Below are 21,638 nucleotides of genomic sequence, written 5' to 3'. Positions count from 1 at the left end.
GCGATCAGCGCTTGCTGTACTGCGAAGCCTTGCGGGCCTTCTTCAAGCCGTACTTCTTGCGCTCCACGGCGCGAGCGTCGCGGGTCAGGAAGCCTGCCTTCTTCAGGGCCGGGCGATCCTCGGGGCTGACCTCGATGAGGCCGCGGGCGATGGCCAGACGCAGTGCGCCTGCCTGACCCGAGGGGCCGCCGCCGGTGAGGCGTGCGTGGATGTCGAAGGCGTCGGTGCGCTCGACGGTCACCAGCGGAGCCTTGATGAGCTGCTGGTGGACCTTGTTCGGGAAGTAGTCCTCGAGGGTGCGGCCGTTGAGGGTGAACTCACCGGTGCCGGGCACCAGGCGGACGCGGACGATGGCCTCCTTGCGGCGGCCGACGGTCTGCACCGGGGCGTCGAGGACGACGGGACCGCGCGAGCTGGTCTCGGTCTCGACGACCTCGGCCGACTCGGTGGTGTAGCTGCCGTCTTCGCTCAGCGTCTCGTCTTCGATGACCTCGACGTCGACGTCGTTCAGGTTGTTGTCGCTCACTGGGCCACCTGCTTGATCTCGTAGTTGACCGGCTTCTGCGCGGCGTGCGGGTGGTCAGCGCCCGCGTAGACCTTGAGCTTGCCGCCGATGGCGTTGCCCAGCTTGTTCTTGGGGAGCATGCCCTTGACGGCGCTCTCGATGACGCGCTCCGGCTTGGTGGCGAGGAGCTCACCGATGCTCTGGGACTTCAGGCCACCCGGGTGACCCGAATGACGGTAGAGACGCTTGTCGGTCAGCTTGTTGCCGCTGACGGCGACCTTCTCCGCGTTGATGATGATGACGTAGTCGCCGCCGTCGACGTGCGGGGCGTAGGTGGGCTTGCCCTTGCCGCGGAGCAGGTTGGCGCTCGCAACGGCGAGGCGGCCGAGCACCACGTCAGTGGCGTCGATGACGTACCACTGGCGGGTGACGTCACCCGCCTTCGGGGTGTAGGTAGGCACAGTAGTCCTCACTAGTGTTCGTTTGCTGCTGGTCAGGAACGCCCGCGGAGTTCTCCTCCGGCGACCAGTGGGGACCCGGAGGCTCGGCAATGGCGAGCGCACCAGCGATCCAGGTTACGCGGCTCAACGGTGCTCGGTCAAAACGTGCGCGACGCGGCCGACGCCCCGGGCCGTATCGTGGGCGTCATGAGTCGACAGGTAGAACTCGGTCCCGACCACGGCGCGCTCACCATCCGCACCGGAGTCACCGGCAAGGCCGCCCGCACCGGGCACCGTCTCGTCATCGGCTTCGACCGGTGGGCCGCCGCGATCTCCTACACCGACGACGCGCCGTCCGCGGTCCGCGTAGCCGTTGACGTCGAGTCCCTCCAGGTGCTCTCCGGCGAAGGCGGGCTGACCCCGATGACCGCACCGGAGCGCGGCGTCGCCCGCCTGAACGCGTTGAAGTCGTTGAAGGCGTCGAAGTTCGGCGAGATCACCTTCACTGCGGACGACGTGACCGCCGCCGACGGCGGCTACCGTCTCGTCGGCACGCTTACGATCTGCGGCATGTCCCGCCCCCACACCGTCGAGGTCACGTCCGATGGTGCCACCGTCTCCGGCGAATCGCCGGTCAGGCAGACCGACTTCGGCGTCAAGCCGTACTCGCTGATGATGGGTGCGCTGAAGGTGGCCGACGAAGTGGTCGTCGCGGTGGAGGCTACGATCTCCCGATGAATGCGACGATGCTGCCCGAGGGCAAGGTGTTCGTGGTGACCGGTGCAGGCAACGGCATCGGTCGGCAGGTGGCTCTGGAGTTGGTGGCGCAGGGTGCGACCGTCGCCGCCGTCGATATCAATGCCGCGGGTCTGACCGAGACCGCGGACGTCGCCGGCAGTCGAATCACGACCCACGTCCTCGATATCGCGGACGCCGACGCGGTCGCCGCGTTCCCGCAGACGGTGATCGACGCGCACGGAGCCGTCGACGGCCTGTTCAACATCGCGGGCATCGCCCAGCCCGTCGAGACGACCCTCGACGTGACGCCCGAGCGCATCGACCGGTTGATGACCGTCAACTTCCGGGGCACGGTCGCGATGACGCAGGCCTTCCTCCCCCATCTCGTCGCGCGCCCCGACGGCGGCCGCGTCATGTTGACGTCGAGTCTGTCGGCGATCGTCCCGGTTCCCGGCGCAGCCGTGTACGGCGCGTCCAAAGCCGCCGTCGCATATTTCGGTTTCGGTCTGGCCCAGGACCTTCGCCGCCTGTCCCCCACGGTGACCGCGACGACGGTGATCCCGGGAACCATCTGGACCGACATCGTTCGCGGCAGTGCCGAGAGCATGGGTATTCCGGTTCCGCTCGCCAAGGCCTTCGCCATGTCGCCGCGGAAAGCCGCGAAGAAGATGATCCGCGTGACGATGAAGGGGCGCGCGTCGTCGGTCATCGGCAAGGACGCGCACGTCTACCGGACGCTGGGTCGGATCAGCGCTCCGCTGGCCGACCGCGTCTCCTACCTTCAGGTCGGCGGGTTCGCGTATCGATCATGACGGCGCGCCCGTGCGGGAATCGGCGACGGAGGCATCGTCCGGGCGGTCGTCCATCGTCGTCGCCCGATCGACGATGGCGCCCAAGCCCACGCCGATGAGCAGTGCCAGCGCATAGCCGGTGTCGAGGACGAGGACCAGCACGAGCAGCGACGCGAGCGGCCTTCTCCAGCCGACCGCGAGTGCGGCGGCCATGGCTGCGACGACTGCGGCCGCCGGGTCGAGACCCGGTAACGCGAGGGCGGTTCCGGCGCCGACGAGTCCACCGATGAAGATCAGCGGGAAGGCCTCCCCGCCGCGCCAGCCCGCCGTCAAGCACAGGACCAGCGCCACGACCTTCGCGATCGCGACGGTCCAGATCTCCGAGGCGTCGCCGTCGCCGAACATCTCGGGCAGCAGGGTCAGTTCGTGGTGTCCGGAGAAGCGCACCAGGGGGAACGCGACGGCGACGGCGGCGAACGCGACCGTGCCGATGGCCGTGACCTGCCAGGGCGTCGCGATGCGGGCGGCGAGTCGTTCCGCGTGATAGTGCAGGACCCGGAACGCGAGGCCGAAACCGCAGGCGATCAGCGCCGGGACGATCAGCATCCAGTCCGCACCGTCGGTGCCTGCCGGCAGCGGGAGCTCGGGTACGCCGCTGTTCCCGAAGACGCTGCGCGACACCGAGAGGAAGACGAAGAAGCCCGCGATGCCTGCGATGAACGACATGAGTCTGCTGGCGGGGAGTTGGTCGCCGTCGATCGCGACGGCCGCGGGCGGTGCCCCGTAGAAGCCGGACAGTGCACCGGCCACGCCGGCACGTGAGATCTCCCGCGCCCGGGCCTCAGTGCGAGCGATGACCCGCGACACGATCGCCGCGCACTGTGCGACCACCGCCAGGAGCCCCGCCTCGGGACCGACCGATCCGCCGAAGGCGATGGCGACGATCGCCACGAGTGCGGTGACGATGATCTGCCGTGACGCCTCCGATCTCGGTGATTCCGCGGCGGCGAGCAGTTCGTCGACGGATTCGGACCGACCGAACCTGCCGAGGAGAATCAGCAACGCGCCGCCGATCAGGATCGTGATCGCGATCCGCCACGGTCCGACGTCCTCGCCGTCGGCTCCGGTGGTCCACACCAGCCGCTGCAGTGCCAGCATCGCCTGGTAGGTCAGCACCGCGACCAGACCGGCGCCGGCACCCGCCGCGACGGTGACGAGGAGTGCCCGGAGTTCAGCCAGTCTGCTTGCGGTGCTCATCGATGGCCCTTCGCGTCGTCTCGAACGAGGTCCTCCTCGCATGCGGACCTTGACGTTACGGCGCGGCGGTTCGCGGCGAACACGTTCGGGTGTGTGTCACAGTCGCGGCGCTCGGCGTCGACTACTGGTCGACGCGGATCTCCGTCGCCCAGGTGGCGGTTTCGGGATCTCGCTCCGTCATCAGCTCGTAGGCCCGCTCGGACGCCGTCACCAGGTTCAACGGACCGATCGCGAAGTCGTCGTGCAGGAACTTGCCGACGACGTTGAAGAGCACGAGGTCGGGCGGCGACACCGACTGTGAGTCCTCCGCTTCCTCCGACACTGCGCACTCGGCCTGACCGATCTCGAAGCCGGTGAAGCCGTGCGACGTGAACTCGTCGGCGACCGCGCGCGTGACCCCGAAGATGCCGTTCTTACCCATCAGTTCTCGGCTGATGGTCCGATCGAACGTGAAGGTCGCCGCGATCGTCTGGCCGGCGTCGTTGAGCGCGGTGCTCTCGGCATTCGCGGTGGCGGACTCGTTGATTCGATAGAACTTCATGCCCGATTCTTCTCTCGATGGATTATGCGAAACGCTATCACTCCGGGCGTTTCGGGCTGCCCCGCGACCGCTGCCTGCGGACCGGCCCGGATTCGAGTCACCGGTGCCGCCGGCACCCGGTCAGAGCACGGTCACCCGCACCGATCCGACCGCCCCGCGGCACGCGGCCTCCACCGATTCCTCCCCCGTCCCCTCCTGACAGCCGATGCTGACCTGGGTGCCGCCGTCGACGGTGACGTACCAGGCGACGGGCGCGCCGGACGCCGGGTTCTCGCGGTAGCCGATGACGCGTCGGCCCGCGTAGTCGAGGTTCTCGGAGAACTCCGCGACGACGTCGTCGCCCCGCTGCGCGATCCGATTCCGCAGGCTCTCCGCCACCGACGTCGGTGTGGAACCTGACCGCAACGCGGAGACCACGACGATGAGTCGGCGACCGTCGTCGGGGGCTGCGAACACCGCGCGGTCGCCGCCGCGGACCTCACTCCCTTGATCGGTACGAAGCCACGCCCCGGGCACCGTCAGCTCCGCCTGTCCCACCTGCGCGGTCTGCTGTGCGGGGGATGTCTCGCGTGGCCAGTGGGTCCAGGCCGCAGCGCCCGACGTCGCGAGCAGCAGCGCGCCCGCCACCGCGGCGGGCACCCGTGTGCTGCGTCTCGGTTTCGCGGCGGGCGGCGCCGCGAGCCCCGCCAGCAGATCGGCCCCGGTCGCAGCACGGGTCCTGCCGCCGAACGCCACAAGGACGGTGCGGTCCACGACGACCCCGCGCACGCCGAACGACGCGGACAGCACGTCCACCGCGCGCCCGACGGACTCCCGATCGGGGCCGTCGACGAAGACTGCGGCCGCGTACTCGAGGAGCCGCGCCCACCCCGGATCGGTGGGGATCTCGGTCGGCAGCGTCACCTCCCCGCGACCGAGATCCCACCGGTCACCGCGCCGTTCGACGAGGTGCGCACTCCAATGGCCACCGGTCGCAGGCAGGAGCCCGGTCTCCACGACCACCACTCGCGCGGCCGCGGCATCGGCGTGCGACGCGGCGATCGCCACGGCCCGCGGCACCGGTGCGCCGACGAAACCGGCACCGTGCAGTTCGGCCATCATCGATCCGGTTCGAACCGGTCCCCACACGGTCGGCACCGTCACCGTCCCGGCTCCCGCGCATCGTCGGACGAGGGCGCCGAAGGTCCTCCGTGCGACGCCGCGTCGCGATGCCGAGTCGATCTCTTCGAGCATCGGCGTCACGTCGAGGACCTGATCACCGCAGTCGACGCGGCCGTAACCGAGGTCGAGGAGCGGCGCGGTCATGCCCGCTCCCCGATCGCCACCTGCACGACGACCGGCGGGTGATTGCGGGAGATGAGTTCGCCGCGACCCGCGGGCAGTCGTTGCATGCGGTGTCTACCGACCACGTAGCCTTCGTCGGGGTCGCCGTTCATCAGCAGGACGTCGCACGAGAGGTCGCGCAGGGTCGCGATCACCGGATCGAACAGGGCGCGCCCGAGACCGCCGGAGCGTCGGGTCACGATCATCCGGAAGCCGATGTCCCGGCCGTGTCCGAGCAGCTCGACCAGCGGCAGCAACGGATTGCCCGAGGAGGTGGAGACGAGGTCGTAGTCGTCGACCACCAGATACACCGTCGGTCCCGCCCACCACGACCGATCCCGGAGTTGCTGCGCAGTCACGTCCTCGCCCGGCAGTCGCGCGGAGAGGACGTCGGCGAGCTGCGCCATCATCGGTCTGGCTGTGCGATCCGAACTCGCGTAGCCGCCGAGGTACTCCTCCGGCACCTCACCCAGCAGACCGCGTCGGTAGTCGACGAGGACCACTTTCACCGCGTCGGATTCACCGCCGGCGACCAGCCCGCGGACCACCGTGCGCAGGGTCTCGGTCTTGCCCGACTCCACGTCGGAGAAGATCAACAGGTGCGGCTCGGCGTCGAAATCGAGCAGCCACGGGCCGAGGTCGGTCTCCGACAGACCCAACGGGACCCGACCGGCGACCGGCACCGAGTCCAGATCGGCGGCGTCGACCGTCGGCGGCAGCGTCCGCACGCGCGGCGCCGCTCGACCGGGGAATCGTTCGGCGACGGCGGTGACGAGGGCCGCGGTCCCCGCCGACACGCTGCCGGCGTCCGCGACACCGTCGATCCGCGGCAGCGCCACCAGCAGATGCTTCTCCTCAGCGGTGAGGCCCCGCCCGGGACGGCCGACGGGAACACCCGCGGCGGCGCGTCGTCCCATCTCGGAGTCGAGGGCGTCCCCGAGGCGGAGCTCGATCCGACCTCCCATCAGGTCCTTCATCGCCGGGCGGATCTCGCCCCACCGCGCCGCCGTGACGACGACGTGGACGCCGTAGGCGAGGCCGCCGGAGACCAGGGCGTTGACTCGGTCCTCAAGGGCCTCGAAGTCGGCGCGCAGCACGCCGATGCCGTCGATGACGAGGAAGACGTCGCCGTGCCGGTCATCTGCGAAGCGGCCGGCCGCTCGCGCCGCTCGGTACTCGCGCATGGATTCGATGCCGTGGTCGGCGAACACCTTCTCGCGCGCGGCGACGACGCCCTCGATCTCGGCGAGGGTCCGGCGGATGGTGTCGACGTCGGTCTTCGCCGCAATCGCCCCGACATGCGGCAGCCCGGTCAATGCGCTCAGTGTGCCGCCGCCGAAATCGAAGCCGTAGAACTGCACCTGCTCCGGTGCGTGAGTCAGCGCGGCACTGCTGATCAGGGTGCGGAGGGTCGTCGACTTCCCCGCCTGCGGGCCGCCGACGATCGCGACGTGCCCACCGGCCCCGGCGACGTCGAGCCAGGCGGTGTCCCGGCGCTGTTCGTACGGCCGGTCGACGGTGCCGTACGGGATTCGCAGCGCTCCGCCCGCGGGTCCGGAGGCCAGCGCGTCGAGGGTGACCGCGGCCTCCAGCGGCGGCAACCACACCTGATGCGGGTGTCGTCCGTGGCCTGCGATCGCGTCGACCATCGTCTCCAGCACGGTGCTGCCCACCGTCTCGTCCGTCGGCTCGACGACGGTCTCCTCGATGTCGGGGACGGGAACGTCGGCGGTGGTGAACGGAACCGGAACGGCAGCGGCCCCCGACAGCGCCCCGACGGCGCCGTCCAGCGTCGTCGGCGGCCGGTAGCGGCCGGAGACGAAGCAGGTGTTGAACCGGGTGGGCGTCGCGGAGTCGCACTTCAAGTAGGCGGCGCCCGGCGAGCTCGGCAGGTGGTAGGCGTCGGGAACGCCGAGCACGGTGCGGGACTCGTTGGCGGAGAACGTCTTCAAGCCGATGCGGTACGAGAGGTGACTGTCGAGGCCGCGGAGGCGTCCCTCCTCCAATCGCTGCGAGGCGAGGAGCAGGTGGACGTGCAGTGATCGGCCCAGCCGTCCGATGGCGACGAACAGGTCGGCGAACTCGGGCTTCTGTGCGAGCAGTTCGGAGAACTCGTCGACGACGATGAACAGCGCGGGCAGCGGATCGAGCGGGGCGCCCGCCAGCCGAGCCGCCTCGTAGTCGGTGACATTGGCGAAGTTGCCCGCGGCCCGCAGCAGTTCCTGGCGGCGGTTCAGTTCACCGGACAGGGCGTCGGCCATGCGGTCGACCATCGCCAGTTCCTGCTCGAGGTTGGTGATGATCGCCGCGACGTGTCGACTGCGTTCAAGTCCCAGGAAGGTGGCGCCTCCCTTGAAGTCGACCAGGACGAGGTTGAGTTCGTCCGGCGAATGGGTGGCGATGAGGGCGAGGACCAGGGTGCGCAGTAGTTCGGACTTCCCACTCCCGGTGGCCCCGATGCACAGTCCGTGCGGCCCCATGCCGCCGTGGGCGCTCTCCTTCAGGTCCAGGTGCACCGGCGTCCCCTCGGGTGTGTAGCCGATCGGGACACGGAGGCGGTCTCGGCCGGTGCGGCCGCGCCAGCCCTCCTGCGGGGTGAACCGCCCGGCGTCGGGGATGCCGAGGAGGGCGGGCAGGCCCGGGTCCCCGGCGACCAGCGGGGTGTCCAGGTCCAGCAGCGCGTCGAACGACGCCACCCGATACCGCGCGAGGCGACGGGCGATCGCCGTGGCCTCCGCCGGACCGAGACGGTCGACGATGGCGAACTCCTCCAGACCCGCCGCGGTGCGCGCCGCGATCCGATCGCCGACGACGACCAGCTGCAGGCCGCGTTGCGCGGCCAGCGGGCTGGGCGCGTCACCGATGCCGATGACGGTGACACCGTCGAGCCCGGCGCCGCCGATCAGTTCGTCCTCCACGTCGACGGCATCGGTGTCGACGACCACCACCAGGTGCGACGACGCCTGCGAGTCCGCGGTCCGGCTGAATCCGACTCGGTCGGCGAGGTCGTCGTTCAGGTCCGCGGCGAGCGCCGACAGCGTCGGATAGACCATGCGGGCGGCCCCGACTCCGTCACGGCGAGTCGGGTGTCCGGCGTGCGGCAGCCACTTGATCCAGTCCCAGGCACGGTCGAGCGGGTCGTCGACCACCACCGCGATCCGCAGGTGATCGGGGCCGTGAAACACCGCGAGTTGGCAGAGCACTGCCCGCAGCAGTCCGTGCACCGGGGTGCGCGGTCCGCCGATGTCGACCGCGGGGAAGCCGCGGAGGGCGACCGCGGTCGGGAGGTCGTCGACGGCGGCGTGCGCGGCGGCGAATCGGCGCAGCGCGACCGCCGAGACCGGCTCCAGGTCGTCGCCCGGCGGTGTCTCAGGCGGGACGAGCGCCGTCGCCAGGCGGTGGCTGCCGAGCCCCACCCGCACGTGCCCGAAGTCGCCGTCGGACATCCGTCGCTCCCACATTCTTCTGCCGCCGACGAAGCCGAGCAGCGCGTCCGGATCGGGATGCGTCCACCACGCCGCCGCTCGCTGATCGGCCGCCGTGTCGGTGACCGACTCACGCAGCTGGCCGAGGTGCCGGAGGTAGTCCTTGCGAGTCTCGTTGAGTTCGGCCGCACGCTCGGGACCGCCGCGACCGCCCGACGCGAACATGCCGACCATCGACATCACCATCATCAGCGGGAACATCATGAACAGCGGATTGGCGAGCGCTCCGGCACCGCCGGTCACGATCATCATTCCGACCATGCCGACGACAGCCACGACCATCACCACCGGCAGCAGTCGGATCACCATGCTCGCAGGCACCGCCCGCGACAGTTCGGGCGGCGACGTCAACTCCACTTCGCCTTCGGTCGCTTCCGGCGCGGCGACACGCGGCCGACGCGTGAAACCGACAGTTGCACTTCCCATTCGAACTCCCCCAGGTCATCATCAGTCGCCCGAGACCGCGACGATTGCCTGAGTTTCTATCAGACATTTCGTTTCGTCTTTTCCGAATGACTGATTTCAGCGTTTTGGCCACTGGTCGGATCCGAGCGTGATTAGGTCGACGCCAGTCGCCCCTGCACCACGGCGGCGAACGCGTTTCTGACGACCTTGGGGGAAGGTTCACCGAATGACTGTTTCCATGGAACCCGATCTGGTTCGGGTCTCGATTCTGAGCCGCGTCGCGCAACTCGATGCGGGCCTCCCCGTTCATGCGCCGATCGCAGCTCTGATGCCCGATCTGCTGGCTGCACTCCGGATTTCGGATGACAGCGACGCCGCGACGTGGGCGCTCTCGCGTGTCGACGGAACCCGACTCGCACCGAGCGAGACCCTCGCACAGGCCGCCGTCCTCGACGGCGATCTCCTCCTGATCCGCGCCGCCCGCTCAGGTTCGCACTCCCCGCTGGTCGACGACGTCGCGGACGGTGTCGCGACGGCTCTTCGCCGCGACCGCGAAGGCTGGTCGGCGGACTCGTCGCGCTGGATCGGCTACGCGATCCTGCTGCTCGGCCTCCTCGCCGCGGTCCCCGCGGGCCTACTCGCGGCGGACACCGACCGGGTTCCGGTGCTGACGGTGTCCGCGGTCGGATCGGTCCTGCTCCTCACGATCGCACTCGCCGGTCGGCGCCTCCGGATCGACGCCCGGACAGCAGGCGCCGCGTCGATCGGCGCGTGCATCCTGGCGGCGCTGGCCGCCGCGGTGGTCGTGCCGGACGTCGGTGGTCCCGCCCGATCGGCGGTCGCGGCGACAGCCGCCGGGACGGTGGCCGTGATCGGCCTGCGGACCGCCGGACGCGCACTCGCGGTCCACGTCGCCATCGCGACACTCGCGGCCCTGTCTGCGCTCGCCGGGACCCTCGCCGCCCTGTGGTCGCGTCCGGTCGCCGACATCGCCGCGGTCGTGGCTGTGCTGGCTGTCGGCACGGTCCTCCTGGCACCGCGCTTGTCCATCGCCTTCGGACGGCTTCCGCTGCCGGCCGTGCCGACCATCGCCCCGGATCTGACCGCGGACTCCGAACCCTTCCCCGTCGACGGCGTCGATGCGCTCCGCCTCACCGACCGCGACCCGCTCGGCACGATCGCCGACCTCGCGCTCGGCGACATGCAGTCGCTGGCCCGTCGCGCGGCGACCGCGTCCTCGGTCCTCACCGGCCTTCTCGCCGGTGCGGTCGTCGCTGCGGGGACCGCGACGACGGTGCTCGCGGCCACGGGCGACCCGTCGACGACCGTCCTGCTCCTCGGCACGTGCGTCGTCGGCGGACTCGCCGCCCGGGGCCGGACCCACGCGGATCGCACTCAGTCGGCGATCCTCGTGGCCGGATCCGCCGTGGCGGGGATCGCCGCGACGCTCGCCCTGCTGCTGAACGCCGGTGGGCCGAGTCCCTTCACCGTCTTCCTGGTCGTGCTCGGCATCGGTGGTGGAGCCCTGCTGCTCGGGACTGTCGCCGCCGACGGCGACTACTCGCCCCCGGCTGTGCGAGCGGCGGAGATTCTCGAGTACTCGGTGCTCATCGCACTGCTTCCGCTCCTGCTGTGGGTGCTCGACGTGTATCGGGCGGTCCGGCAGCTGTGATGCGACGACTGCACGCGGCCGCCGCCGCGGCCGTGCTCCTGCTGTGCCATGCGCCCGGCTCCGCGACAGCCGCACCTCCCGAGCCGACCGAACAACGGGCGAAATGCGCCGTCGCCGTGGGTGCGACGTCGACCGCGGCACCGCCGGGCCACCGCCTTCTCGACCTCGCGGCCGCCCACCGGTTCAGCACCGGATCGAGTGTCAGGGTGGCCGTCATCGACACCGGCGTGAACCCGCATCCGCGACTGCCGCGACTCGTGGCCGGCGGAGACTACGTCGGCGACGGCGACGGCCTGTCGGACTGCGACGCGCACGGCACCCTGGTCGCCGGGATCATCGCCGCGCAACGCTCGCCCGGCGACGACTTCGTCGGCGTCGCCCCGGACGCCACCGTCATCTCCATCCGTCAGTCGAGCGGCGCGTTCAGCAGGGTCCGCCGGGGACGGGACGACGCCGTGGTCGGCGCGGGCTACGGTCCGCTCGCCACCCTCGCCACCGCCATCGACCGAGCCGTCGACCTCGACGCGCGCGTCATCAACATCTCCGAGGTGGCGTGCACCGCCCCGGGCGACACCACCGGCGATGCAGAACTGACCGCCGCCCTCTCCCGTGCCCGGCAGCGTGATGCGGTGGTCGTTGTCGCCGCGGGCAACCTCACCGACTCCACCGCGTGCCGCGAGCAGAATCCGTCGGGTGCGGCCACCTCACCCGTCACCTCGCTCAAGACCTCGGTGACGCCCGCCCGACTGGCCCCGCTGGTCCTGGCCGTGGGTGCGGTCGACGCCACCGGATCTCCCGCCGACTTCAGCCTCCGCGGACCGTGGGTGGGCGTCGCCGCACCCGGCACCGATGTGGTCAGCGTGGCCCCACGGCCGGGCGGAGCCCACCTGGTCGATGCCCTGCGCACCACCGCGGGCACCGCCCCGCTCGCCGGCACCAGTTACGCGGCCCCCTATGTTTCCGGGTTGGCCGCCCTGATCCGATCCCGCTACCCGCGGGCGTCAGCCTCCGAGGTGATCGCGCAGATCGTGGCGACCGCCCACGGTGGCGGACACGACGCGTCGGTCGGAAGCGGCGTCATCGACCCGGTGGCCGCACTCGCGATCGAGCCGCCTCCCGTCGCGGATCCGATCGTTCCCGGCGATCACCGCATGACGCCGCCGGAGCCCGACACCCCGCCCGACACCGGCCTGCCCCTGGTGGTCGGCGGTTTCGGGTTCGCCGCCGCGGCGCTCGTCGCGATGTGGCTGATCGGACGTCGTCGCGCCGCGAACTGACCCGGAGTAAAATTCTGGGCCCCCGAATCCACCTGTGAGGCGGATTCGGGGGCCGAGAATTTCGCGTGAGTTCGGGTCAGCGCGTGACGCGCGCAGGACGCAGCTCGCGCGGGAGCGCGAAGGTCAGGGTCTCCTGCGCGGTGGTGACGGACTGGACGTCCTCGTAGCCGTGCTCGGCCAACAGGTCCAGGACGCCGCGGACCAGCACCTCGGGCACCGACGCACCGGACGTGACGCCGACGGTGGTGACGCCGTCGAGCCACGCGAGGTCGATATCGCGGGCGTAGTCGACCAGGTACGACGCCTGCGCACCGTTCTGCAGGGCCACCTCCACCAGTCGCTGCGAGTTCGAGGAGTTCTGGGAGCCGACGACGATCACCAGATCGCATTCCGGGGCCAGCGCCTTCACCGCCACCTGACGGTTCTGGGTGGCGTAGCAGATGTCGTCCGACGGAGGGTCGTTCAGCAGCGGGAACCGCTCGCGGAGCCGGTGGACGGTCTCCATGGTCTCGTCGACCGACAGGGTGGTCTGCGACAGCCAGATGACGCGCGACTCGTCGCGCACCTGCACGTCGTCCACCGCGTCGGGACCGTCGACCACCTGGATGTGCCGCGGAGCCTCGCCCGCGGTGCCCTCGACCTCCTCGTGGCCCTCGTGACCGATGAGGATGATGTCGTAGTCGTCGCGTGCGAAACGCTTGGCCTCCTGGTGCACCTTGGTCACCAGCGGGCAGGTGGCGTCGATGGTGCGGAGCTGTCGCTCCTCCGCGGTCTTGTGGACCTCGGGCGAGACGCCGTGGGCGGAGAAGACGACGATGGCACCCTCGGGAACCTGGTCGGTCTCGTCGACGAAGATCGCACCCCGCTCCTGCAGGGTCTCGACCACGTGACGGTTGTGGACGATCTCCTTTCGGACGTAAACCGGGGCACCGTGCTTGTCGAGTGTCCGCTCGACTGTTTCCACGGCCCGGTCGACGCCTGCACAATAACCACGGGGCGACGCGAGAAGGACGCGCTTACTATCAGCCATGAGCCCCAGCGTACGTCTGTGAGACAGTATTTACATGAGCCGTCCTCCGTATCCCGCCCGCGTGGCCGCCGGTCTGGTCGCCACCACCATCGAGGAAACCCGCAAACTGCCGACCCGCGTCATCACTCTGCCGATGACCGCGGTGAGCCGCGGACTGCAGGCGGGCATGCGTTTTCAGCAGAACATCGCCGAGCTCGCCATCAAGGGCGACGAGTTCCTGGCACCCTTCTGCGACAAGGCCGACGAGCAGCCGGAATGGGCACGTTTCGATGAGGACGAGACCCCCGCCGAGACCTCGCGGCCCCTGCTCGCCGACGCTCCCGCGACCCTCCCCTCCGTCGCCGACGACGACGCACCGGCGAAGGCCCCCGAGCGCACCGCGGCCCCCGCAACCACCAAGACCACGACCCCGGCGAAGCCCCCTGCCGGTGAGAGCAAAGGCACACCCGCGGGCGGCTCCGCTCCGGCCGCCACCGGACGCTTCGCGCTCTACAGTTCCGCACCGGTCGACGTCGAGGCCGGCGCCGCCGCCACGCAGGCTGACGACACCGCCGCCGACGGCCCGCTGCCGGAGACCGTCGAGGCCCTCGACTACCCGCACCTGACCCTGGCTCAGCTCCGCGCCAAGGTCCGCGGCCTCGGGGTCGACGAGCTCGGCGAACTCCTCGCCTTCGAGAAGGCCGGCCGCAACCGCACCCCCTTCGTCACGATGATCGACAATCGCATCACCAGCCAGCAGAAGAAGTCCGAAACCACGCGATGACCTCGCCCGACCAGGCGAACAGCGCGGAGAATCCGTGGCCGGTCCGCACGATCAGCTTCAAGATCGCCGACTGGATCCACCGGCTCGGCGCGATCTGGGTGGAGGGGCAGCTCACCCAGATCAACGTCCGTCGCGGCACCCGCACCGCGTTCCTGACGCTGCGTGATCCGGCCGCGGACATGTCGCTGTCGGTGACCTGCGATCCGATGCTGCTGCAGCGCAGCGAGGTCCCCCTCGCCGAGGGCGCACGCGTCGTCGTCTACGGCCGCCCCAACTTCTACACCGGCCGCGGCACCCTGTCGCTGCGCATCACCGACATCCGCCCGGTCGGCATCGGCGAACTCCTCGCCCGTATCGAACGGGTCAAAGCGCTCCTGGCCGCCGAGGGTCTGTTCGACCCGCGCCGCAAGCGCCCACTCCCATTCCTCCCGCACACCGTCGGCCTCATCTCCAGCCGGGCGAGCGCCGCCCAGCGCGACGTGGTCGCGGTCGCGACCGCCCGCTGGGAGGCCGTCCGCTTCGACCTCCGCGACGCCCCCGTTCAGGGCCCGACCGCGGTGCCCGCGATCATCGAGCAGCTCAAGGTCCTCGACGCCGACCCCCGCGTCGACGTCATCGTCATTGCGCGCGGCGGCGGCAGCGTGGAGGATCTGCTGCCGTTCTCCGACGAGACGCTCCTGCGCGCCGTCGCCGACTGCCGCACCCCCGTCGTGAGCGCGATCGGCCACGAGCCCGACAACCCGCTCCTCGACCTCGTCGCCGACGTCCGCGCCGCCACCCCCACCGACGCCGCCAAGCGCGTGGTCCCGGACGTGACGGCCGAACTGCGCGGCATCGCCGAACTGCGTCGCCGCAGCGCCGGCGCCCTCCGCAACTGGGTGCACCGCGAGGAGCGCGTCGTCGAGAGTCTGCGCTCCCGACCGGTCCTCGCCAATCCCCTGCGCATGATCGACGACCGCCAGGATCGGGTCGACGGCGCCGTCCGTGACGTCCGCCGCAGCGTGCAGCATCTGCTGACCGTCGAGGAGCATCGCACCGCCCGCCTCGCCGCCCAGCTGGCGACACTGGGTCCGGCGCAGACCCTGGCGCGCGGTTACGCCGTCGTCCAACGGACCGACGTCGACGCTCTGCACGCGGTGCGCTCGATCGATGATCTCCCCGAGGGGGCCCGGATCCGGATCCGGGTGGCCGACGGTTCGGCCGCCGCGGTCGTCGCCCCGAATCACCAGGACGCTACGAAGGAGAATGCGCAGTGACGCAGCCCGACGCCGACCGGACTCCCGTCGCCGAACTCGGCTACGAGGAGGCCCGCGATGAATTGGCCGATGTGGTGGCCGCCCTCGAACGCGGAGGCCTCGGCCTCGACGCATCGCTGGCCCTGTGGGAACGCGGGGAAGCGCTCGCCCAACGCTGCACGGAGCACCTCGACGGCGCGCGCGATCGGATCGAAGCCACCCTCAACTCCGACGCGGACGACGAGGATTGACTCGGACCGCCGGGATCAGGGCCGGGACTTGTGCGGCAGTGGCTGCGCCTGACCGACGGCCTTCGCCATCACCGTCATCGACGGCTCGTCACGACTGACGACGGCGATGCGGACGTCGCCGAAATCGGCGATCCACGCGCGCTTGTCGCCCTCGCCGGCGTACTTGACCCACTTCTGGCCGTCGATGTCGACGACGCCCTCACCGGTCGCCTTGTCCGACAGGAGCTTGTAGACGAGGGCGTCCTCGGTGGCGCCGGTCTGCGTCAGTTGGACGTACACGCCGTCGGGGGTGATCCAGCCGACGTTGCTCGACACCGACGAACCGACCTCCTGGGTGGTGCCGGAGTTCGACTTCCAGTCCTTCGGCAGATCCGGCTCCCGGATCGAGAACGGCATGGTGTCGGCGTCGGCCTGCAGTCCCGCCTTCGCGTCGAAGCTCGGGATGGTGTGGTCGGTCGCCGAGTTCCCGAAGCCGAAGGAACAACTGCCGCTGATGCCCGCGACCACCAATGCGATCAGCAGAAGCGGGATGAGCGACCAGATGAGATCTTTGCTGTCGTGAAGGATCCGGGGTTTGTCGGCCATGCCGTCGAGTATCGCAGCCTCGCGCCGCCCCCAGCCAATCGCCAGTATGCGGCATGAAAGAATCAAGGTCTAGACCTCATTCTAGGTTCGCAACGAAAGTGGAGTCCGCATGACGAAGCAAGCCCCCGATCGCAACCTGGCCATGGAACTGGTCCGAGTCACCGAAGCCGCGGCACTCGCCGCCGGTCGCTGGGTCGGCCGTGGCAACAAGAACGCAGGCGACGGCGCCGCGGTGGACGCCATGCGCGAGCTGCTGTCGACCGTGTCGATGCGCGGCACCGTCGTGATCGGTGAGGGCGAGAAGGACGAAGCGCCGATGCTGTACAACGGCGAGGTCGTCGGCAACGGTGAGGGCCCGGAGGTCGACGTCGCCGTCGACCCGATCGACGGCACCACCCTGATGGCCGAGGGTCGCCCGAACTCGATCGCCGTCATCGCCGTCTCCGAGCGCGGCACCATGTACGACCCCTCGGCCGTGTTCTACATGAACAAGATCGCCGTCGGCGCAGCCGCCAAGGGATCGATCGACATCGAGCAGTCCGTCGAGTGGAACATCAACTCCGTCGCCGCCGCGAAGGGCATCGACATCGCCGACCTGACCGTCGTCGTCCTGGACCGCCCCCGCCACGAGGGTCTGATCAAGGAGATCCGCGAGGCCGGCGCCAAGATCCGTCTCATCTCCGACGGCGACGTCGCCGGCGCGATCGCCGCAGCGGGCGAGTACAGCACCGTCGACATGCTGATGGGCATCGGCGGCACCCCCGAGGGCATCATCACGGCCGTCGCCATGAAGTGCATGGGCGGCGAGATCCAGGCCAAGCTGGCCCCGAAGGACGACGCCGAGCGCCAGAAGGCCATCGCCGCGGGCCTGGACCCCGACCAGGTCCTCACCAACGACATCCTGGTGAAGGGCGAGAACTCGTTCTTCTGCGCCACCGGCGTCACCAACGGCGACATGCTGCGCGGCGTCACCTACCGCCCCAACGGCGCCACCACCCGTTCGCTGGTCATGCGTTCCAAGTCGGGCACCATCCGCACCATCGAGGCCGTCCACCAGACCTCGAAGCTGCGCGAGTACGCCCGCCTCGATCTCTGATCGACTCGGCTCTGAAATTTCGGCCCCCGAATCCCTCTGAGAGATGGATTCGGGGGCCGAAATCTTTCGGTCTGCGGGGACGTCTACTGGAGCGGCACGATCGCGCGGAAGAAGACCGCGTTGCTGGTGATTCCGCGGACCACCACGTCGGGGTCGCTGTCGGCGAGCCAGACGGCGTCGCCGGGGCCTGCGACGAGCGCCTCTCCCCGACCGTCGTCGACCGCGATCCGACCGGACATGACGGCGAGGACCTGCGGACCGGGCATGTCGAAGCCGATCGACTGCGCGGCGTGCAGGCCGGTGCCGTCGAGCTCGATCCGGGAGAGCCGGAACTCGTCGGCGGGTGTCAGGTAGATGCGCTCGGCGCCGAGGCTGCGGACGTCGGGCATCAGCTGCTCGAGGCTGATCGGATGGAAGTCGAGCACGCGCAGCAGCTCCGGGACGTCGATGTGCTTGGGCGTCAGACCGCCGCGGAGCACGTTGTCAGAGTTCGCCATCAGCTCGACGGCCATGCCGTGCAGGTACGCGTGCAGGTTGCCCGCAGACAGGTACGCGCCCTCGCCCGGCTGCAGTCGGATCCGATTGAGGAGCAGGGACGCCAGGACGCCGGGGTCGCTGGGGTAGGCCTCGCCGAGCTCCAGCACCGAGCGCAGTTCCAGGACGAACCGATCGGGGTCGCTCTCCAGGACGCGGATGGCCCCGTCGAGGACCTCCGGCACCAACGCGCCGATCACCGACTCCGGCAGCGTGAGCCAGGTGGTGAAGACCGCGCGCAGGCCGGTCTCGTCGGGCTGCTCCACCAGCATGTTCAGATACGGATTCAGGCCCGGGACCGCGAGCAACTGCAGCAGCTCCACGGTCTCGCGCGGGTCGCGGAAGCCGGCGAGGGCGTCGAACTCGGTCACGGCGACCACCAGCTCGGGCTTGTGCGACGGATCGCGGTAGTTCCGGTCGGCGGCGTCCATCGCGAGGCCCGCGGCGTTCTCCCGGTCGAAGCCGAGCTGAGCCTGCTCCAGGCTCGGATGGGCCTGCAGCGACAGCGGCTCCTGCGCCGCGAGGATCTTGAGCAGGTACGGCAGACGGGGCCCGAATCGTTCGGTCGTCGCCCGCCCCAGCTGATCCTCGGGATCGGATTCGATCACGCTCAGCAGGTCGCTCGGTCCGTCGAGCACACCGGTCACCTGCGCCGGTGATGCCGGGTGCGCGCCGAACCAGAGTTCGGCCTCGGGGTGCGCAGAAGGACTCGGTGTGCCGCGCAACTCGGCGAGTGCGGTACGCGATCCCCACGCGTACGGCCGCACCACTCCAGCCAGCAGCTTCATCAGGCCGCTTCTCCCATCAATCGAACGAACACCGCGGCGAGTTCCGCTCGCAGTGCCAACACCAGGTACGCCGTCAGGTCGGCGGGTGCATCCGCGGGCGGATCCCCCGTTGCGGGTCCCGGCATGAGCGTCGACCCCGCCCCGATCACCTGCTCGGCGACGACGTCCACGTCGCCGAAACCGCCGAGTCGATGCTCCGCGGACCAGGCTCGGGCCGCGGTCGTGAACAGTATCCCCCGGAACGCGTTCTCGCGAGGCGGGTCGAAGTCCGGGTCGTAGAACAGATCGTCGGCGGCGGGCGCCGTCGCAGGCCCTCCGCTCCGCAGACGAGCCACCAGCGCCGGCTCAGACACCGTCTGCGCGACGGTGCCCGCCACCGTGAACGACACGGAGGCTGCGTGTGCTGCGAGGACGACGGCGCCTGCGGTGTCACCGGACCACGCCACCGTGCGGCCCGCGATCCGCAGGGCGAGCATCTTGGCCTGGTTGTGGAAACTCTCGTGGTCCGGATGGTCGGCCGCCGCCTCGTCGTCCAGCCGGTCGGCGACGTCGGAGAGATCCGGCGGCGCGGGCGTCAGCCGCACCGCGGTGAGGGCCGTGCACACCGCAGTCAGGGCGGCGACGAACCGACAGAAGCTGAACCGCGGGTCGACGACGAGTCGCGGCGACAGGTCACCGATCGGTTGATCGCCGATCGCGTCCATCAGCGGCCCCTCGATCGGCACCACCGCCACCAGTTCGGCGCGACGACGCAGAGCCCGCATCGCGGCGTCGCCCAGCGCCGGATCACCCGCGTCATCGCCGACGATCACGACCACGTCCAGCGGGCCGATCCAGCCGGGTAGGAGCGGCGACACGACGACCGGGACGTCGATGCGCGATGCGATGGTCGCGACGATGAGATCAGCCGCTCCGCGCGCCACGGAGTCGGCGCCGGTGACGACGATCAGCGCGCGCGGGCGAAGGTCAGCGAGACGGTGAAGCGCCCCCTCGGCCTGCGCCTGCGACACCGCGCGGACGCCGGCACCCGCCATAGCGGCGGCACGCAGCAGCCCGTCGCGGTCCGCGGCGAGCAGACCGTCGACGTCGTCGAGGTCAGTAATGGGCGCAGACATGCATCACAGCCTAGTATTCGCCTGCCTCGAAAGAGGCGCGAGCGCAATCCCAGTCGCTCAGTCAGTCGACCGGATCCGGAAGTACCCGAAGGTGTCCACGGCGTCCGGGACGCGGCGTGACGGCAGGAGCCGGCGTCGGCCGCGGCTGCGCGCGATGACGTCCGCGCGCGATCTCGTCGAGGTCGGCGTTGCTCATGAAGCCCGCGCGGGGGCTGCGGGTACCGACGGCGACCTCCCGCACGGCTTCGGCCAGAGCTGTCAGCTCCTGATCCTCGGCGGGCTGCGGGAACTGACTCTCGCTCCGCAACATCTCCCAGCCGACCGGCACCGTGATCCGATCGGCGTGCGGCGAGCACAGGTCCCACGAATGCGGTTCGTCCGACGCCGACAGCGGACCGATCACAGCGGTCGATTCGGCGTAGACGAACGTCAGAGTCGCCACGGCGATACGAGAACAGCCGGGCCTGCAGCACTGACGAGGGACACTCACGCCGCCCAGCCTATCGCTTAGCGCGCCGGACCGGACAATCGACACGCTCGGGCGCAGTCGCCCGAGGCAACGGTTCGATTACTGTTGTCGCATGGCCTATCGACTCGTTCCGGTGCGGCCGGGACGCGAACTCCTCGCCCCGCCGCCGCGTCGACTGCGCGGGGATCGTCGCGGCCGCGGGCTGCGCGGCCCGTTGATGCCCGCCGCGATGCCCGCGCACAAGACCCGATCGGACCGCTTCGACGCCGCGGCCGTCGAAGCCTTCACCGAGATCGACGCGCTCTGGCATGACCATCTGGTCGGGCTGGACGTGGCGGTCGACGACATTCCGCGAATGCTTCCGCGCGGCGACGAGCCGGTGCAGTGGCCCGACGACGTGACCGCCGACGGACAGGTTCCGTTGGCCCGACTCATTCCGGAGGGCGTCGACGTGGCGGGCCGACCGACGCGCGCGCAGATCATCCTGTTCCGTCGCCCGCTCGAATTGCGGGCGCAGGATGCGGAGGACCTGCCGGAGATCCTGCGGGAGGTGCTCATCGAGCAGGTGGCGACGTATCTGGGCGTCGACGAGGAGACCGTCGAGGACGGGCCCGAGAAGGACTAGCGGAGACGAAAGGGCCAGCAGAGACGACCCGACCCCTCGTCGCAGCCGGCAGGAGGTAGCCGATACGAGAGGGGTCGTGCGGGTTGGCATCGCGCCCGAGCGTGAACTCTAGATGATGCCTCGCTTCAGGCGGCGTCGCTCTCGCTCGGAGAGTCCACCCCAGATGCCGAAACGCTCGTCGTTGTGGAGCGCGTACTCCAGGCACTCCGCCTTGACCTCGCAGCCCTGGCAGATGCGCTTGGCTTCGCGCGTGGAGCCGCCCTTCTCCGGGAAGAACGCCTCCGGGTCAGTCTGAGCGCACAGGGCACGATCCTGCCACTGCTCCTCGACCGCATCGAACAACTCCTCGAAGTCGTTCGGCACCACCGACAGGTGGCGACTCATAGGTGAATAGCTGACCGGGTCAGCACCATCGCCCGCTTCCAAAGTCATCCGGCACCTCCCTGCTCGCAGACTTGATTACTTCGTCCCCGCAATCAGACCGGCCATCTGATTGGTATGCGTCATCAACGATTCGAACCTCGAATGACACTGTTGTGATTAGACACGCTCGCCACCATCGCGGTCAAGCGGAAGCAGAAGATTCATTCCTACCATCGAGGTCCGACAATTCCGTGCCACGCGGACGAATCGCACGATCATCGGCGTGTCGCGGACCCCCGCCAGCACCGGCTCTTCCATGCCGTCCCGCGGGCACCGATCAGCCGGTCATT

At 69.9% G+C, this 21,638-nt stretch carries 21 protein-coding genes; 9 read left to right on the top strand and 12 right to left on the bottom strand.

Going from position 1 to position 21,638, the window contains the following annotated elements:
• Positions 1–4: 4 nt before the first annotated feature.
• The gene (gene rpsI, locus ACH46_RS06110) at positions 5–526 is read right to left on the bottom strand and encodes a 30S ribosomal protein S9 (protein ID WP_082399437.1); all 522 of its coding nucleotides are present in this window, start codon (positions 524–526) and stop codon (positions 5–7) included.
• Positions 523–966 carry a 50S ribosomal protein L13 gene (gene rplM, locus ACH46_RS06105; protein WP_062392132.1) on the bottom strand — a complete coding sequence of 148 codons (444 nt, stop codon included), beginning with the start codon at positions 964–966 and terminating at the stop codon, positions 523–525. Before rplM ends, rpsI begins: the two co-directional genes overlap by 4 nt.
• Positions 967–1,152: 186 nt before the next feature.
• Here rplM and ACH46_RS06100 point away from each other — a divergent pair, with 186 nt between their 5' ends.
• On the top strand, positions 1,153–1,683 hold the full coding sequence (locus ACH46_RS06100) for a YceI family protein (protein WP_062395043.1): 531 nt from the start codon (positions 1,153–1,155) through the stop codon (positions 1,681–1,683).
• Positions 1,680–2,495, top strand: a complete 816-nt coding sequence (locus tag ACH46_RS06095) for an SDR family NAD(P)-dependent oxidoreductase (protein WP_226995781.1) — start codon at positions 1,680–1,682, stop codon at positions 2,493–2,495. The genes ACH46_RS06100 and ACH46_RS06095 overlap by 4 nt, the downstream gene beginning before the upstream one ends.
• On the opposite strand, the gene ACH46_RS06090 is transcribed toward ACH46_RS06095, so the two are convergent.
• The 4 genes from ACH46_RS06090 to eccCa all read right to left on the bottom strand — a co-directional run bounded on the left by ACH46_RS06090 (position 2,490) and on the right by eccCa (position 9,506).
• The gene (locus tag ACH46_RS06090; RefSeq protein WP_062392131.1) at positions 2,490–3,731 is read right to left on the bottom strand and encodes a chloride channel protein; all 1,242 of its coding nucleotides are present in this window, start codon (positions 3,729–3,731) and stop codon (positions 2,490–2,492) included. The genes ACH46_RS06095 and ACH46_RS06090 overlap by 6 nt on opposite strands.
• 121 nt (positions 3,732–3,852) lie before the next feature.
• Positions 3,853–4,272: a hypothetical protein gene (locus ACH46_RS06085; RefSeq protein WP_062392130.1), complete on the bottom strand. Its 420-nt coding sequence runs from the start codon at positions 4,270–4,272 to the stop codon at positions 3,853–3,855.
• A 120-nt stretch (positions 4,273–4,392) separates the two neighbouring features.
• Positions 4,393–5,577 (bottom strand): type VII secretion-associated protein, encoded by a 1,185-nt coding sequence (locus ACH46_RS06080; RefSeq protein WP_062392129.1) that lies wholly within the window; start codon positions 5,575–5,577, stop codon positions 4,393–4,395.
• The gene (gene eccCa / locus ACH46_RS06075; RefSeq protein ID WP_062392128.1) at positions 5,574–9,506 is read right to left on the bottom strand and encodes a type VII secretion protein EccCa; all 3,933 of its coding nucleotides are present in this window, start codon (positions 9,504–9,506) and stop codon (positions 5,574–5,576) included. Before eccCa ends, ACH46_RS06080 begins: the two co-directional genes overlap by 4 nt.
• A 205-nt stretch (positions 9,507–9,711) precedes the next feature.
• Here eccCa and eccD point away from each other — a divergent pair, with 205 nt between their 5' ends.
• Together eccD and mycP are read left to right on the top strand one after the other, a co-directional pair.
• Positions 9,712–11,157 (top strand): type VII secretion integral membrane protein EccD, encoded by a 1,446-nt coding sequence (gene eccD / locus ACH46_RS06070; protein ID WP_082399434.1) that lies wholly within the window; start codon positions 9,712–9,714, stop codon positions 11,155–11,157.
• Positions 11,157–12,434: a type VII secretion-associated serine protease mycosin gene (gene mycP, locus ACH46_RS06065; protein ID WP_062392126.1), complete on the top strand. Its 1,278-nt coding sequence runs from the start codon at positions 11,157–11,159 to the stop codon at positions 12,432–12,434. The genes eccD and mycP overlap by 1 nt, the downstream gene beginning before the upstream one ends.
• A gap of 76 nt (positions 12,435–12,510) precedes the next feature.
• On the opposite strand, the gene ACH46_RS06060 is transcribed toward mycP, so the two are convergent.
• Positions 12,511–13,464: a 4-hydroxy-3-methylbut-2-enyl diphosphate reductase gene (locus ACH46_RS06060; RefSeq protein WP_082399432.1), complete on the bottom strand. Its 954-nt coding sequence runs from the start codon at positions 13,462–13,464 to the stop codon at positions 12,511–12,513.
• Between the two features lie 34 nt (positions 13,465–13,498).
• Here ACH46_RS06060 and ACH46_RS06055 point away from each other — a divergent pair, with 34 nt between their 5' ends.
• Genes ACH46_RS06055 through ACH46_RS06045 form a run of 3 tightly spaced genes read left to right on the top strand, consistent with a single transcriptional unit; the run spans position 13,499 to position 15,713 of the window.
• Positions 13,499–14,227, top strand: a complete 729-nt coding sequence (locus ACH46_RS06055) for a lipid droplet-associated protein (protein WP_062392124.1) — start codon at positions 13,499–13,501, stop codon at positions 14,225–14,227.
• On the top strand, positions 14,224–15,483 hold the full coding sequence (gene xseA, locus ACH46_RS06050; protein ID WP_062392123.1) for an exodeoxyribonuclease VII large subunit: 1,260 nt from the start codon (positions 14,224–14,226) through the stop codon (positions 15,481–15,483). Before ACH46_RS06055 ends, xseA begins: the two co-directional genes overlap by 4 nt.
• A complete protein-coding gene (locus tag ACH46_RS06045; RefSeq protein ID WP_062392122.1) occupies positions 15,480–15,713 on the top strand; it encodes an exodeoxyribonuclease VII small subunit in 234 nt (77 codons plus the stop codon). Before xseA ends, ACH46_RS06045 begins: the two co-directional genes overlap by 4 nt.
• A 15-nt stretch (positions 15,714–15,728) precedes the next feature.
• Here the strand turns inward: ACH46_RS06045 and ACH46_RS06040 are convergent, their stop codons facing one another.
• A complete protein-coding gene (locus ACH46_RS06040; protein ID WP_062392121.1) occupies positions 15,729–16,298 on the bottom strand; it encodes a DUF4245 domain-containing protein in 570 nt (189 codons plus the stop codon).
• A 109-nt stretch (positions 16,299–16,407) separates the two neighbouring features.
• Here ACH46_RS06040 and glpX point away from each other — a divergent pair, with 109 nt between their 5' ends.
• Positions 16,408–17,394: a class II fructose-bisphosphatase gene (gene glpX, locus ACH46_RS06035; RefSeq protein ID WP_062392120.1), complete on the top strand. Its 987-nt coding sequence runs from the start codon at positions 16,408–16,410 to the stop codon at positions 17,392–17,394.
• A gap of 83 nt (positions 17,395–17,477) precedes the next feature.
• Here the strand turns inward: glpX and manA are convergent, their stop codons facing one another.
• The 3 genes from manA to ACH46_RS06020 form a co-directional block, all read right to left on the bottom strand.
• Positions 17,478–18,716, bottom strand: coding sequence for a mannose-6-phosphate isomerase, class I (gene manA, locus ACH46_RS06030; RefSeq protein WP_062392119.1), 1,239 nt, complete (start codon positions 18,714–18,716; stop codon positions 17,478–17,480).
• A complete protein-coding gene (locus ACH46_RS06025) occupies positions 18,716–19,831 on the bottom strand; it encodes a hypothetical protein (protein WP_062392118.1) in 1,116 nt (371 codons plus the stop codon). The genes manA and ACH46_RS06025 overlap by 1 nt, the downstream gene beginning before the upstream one ends.
• A 61-nt stretch (positions 19,832–19,892) precedes the next feature.
• Positions 19,893–20,321, bottom strand: coding sequence for a DUF3499 domain-containing protein (locus ACH46_RS06020; protein WP_082399430.1), 429 nt, complete (start codon positions 20,319–20,321; stop codon positions 19,893–19,895).
• Positions 20,322–20,412: 91 nt separating this feature from the next.
• Here ACH46_RS06020 and ACH46_RS06015 point away from each other — a divergent pair, with 91 nt between their 5' ends.
• Positions 20,413–20,925, top strand: a complete 513-nt coding sequence (locus ACH46_RS06015) for a metallopeptidase family protein (protein WP_062392116.1) — start codon at positions 20,413–20,415, stop codon at positions 20,923–20,925.
• Positions 20,926–21,033: 108 nt separating this feature from the next.
• Here ACH46_RS06015 and ACH46_RS06010 read toward each other — a convergent pair whose 3' ends face one another.
• Entirely contained in the window at positions 21,034–21,357 is a 324-nt protein-coding gene (locus tag ACH46_RS06010) for a WhiB family transcriptional regulator (RefSeq protein WP_062392115.1), read from the bottom strand.
• Positions 21,358–21,638 lie beyond the last annotated feature (281 nt).

The organism is Gordonia phthalatica, from assembly GCF_001305675.1.
GTDB lineage: Bacteria > Actinomycetota > Actinomycetes > Mycobacteriales > Mycobacteriaceae > Gordonia > Gordonia phthalatica.
This window is presented reverse-complemented; position numbering and strand designations above follow the sequence as displayed.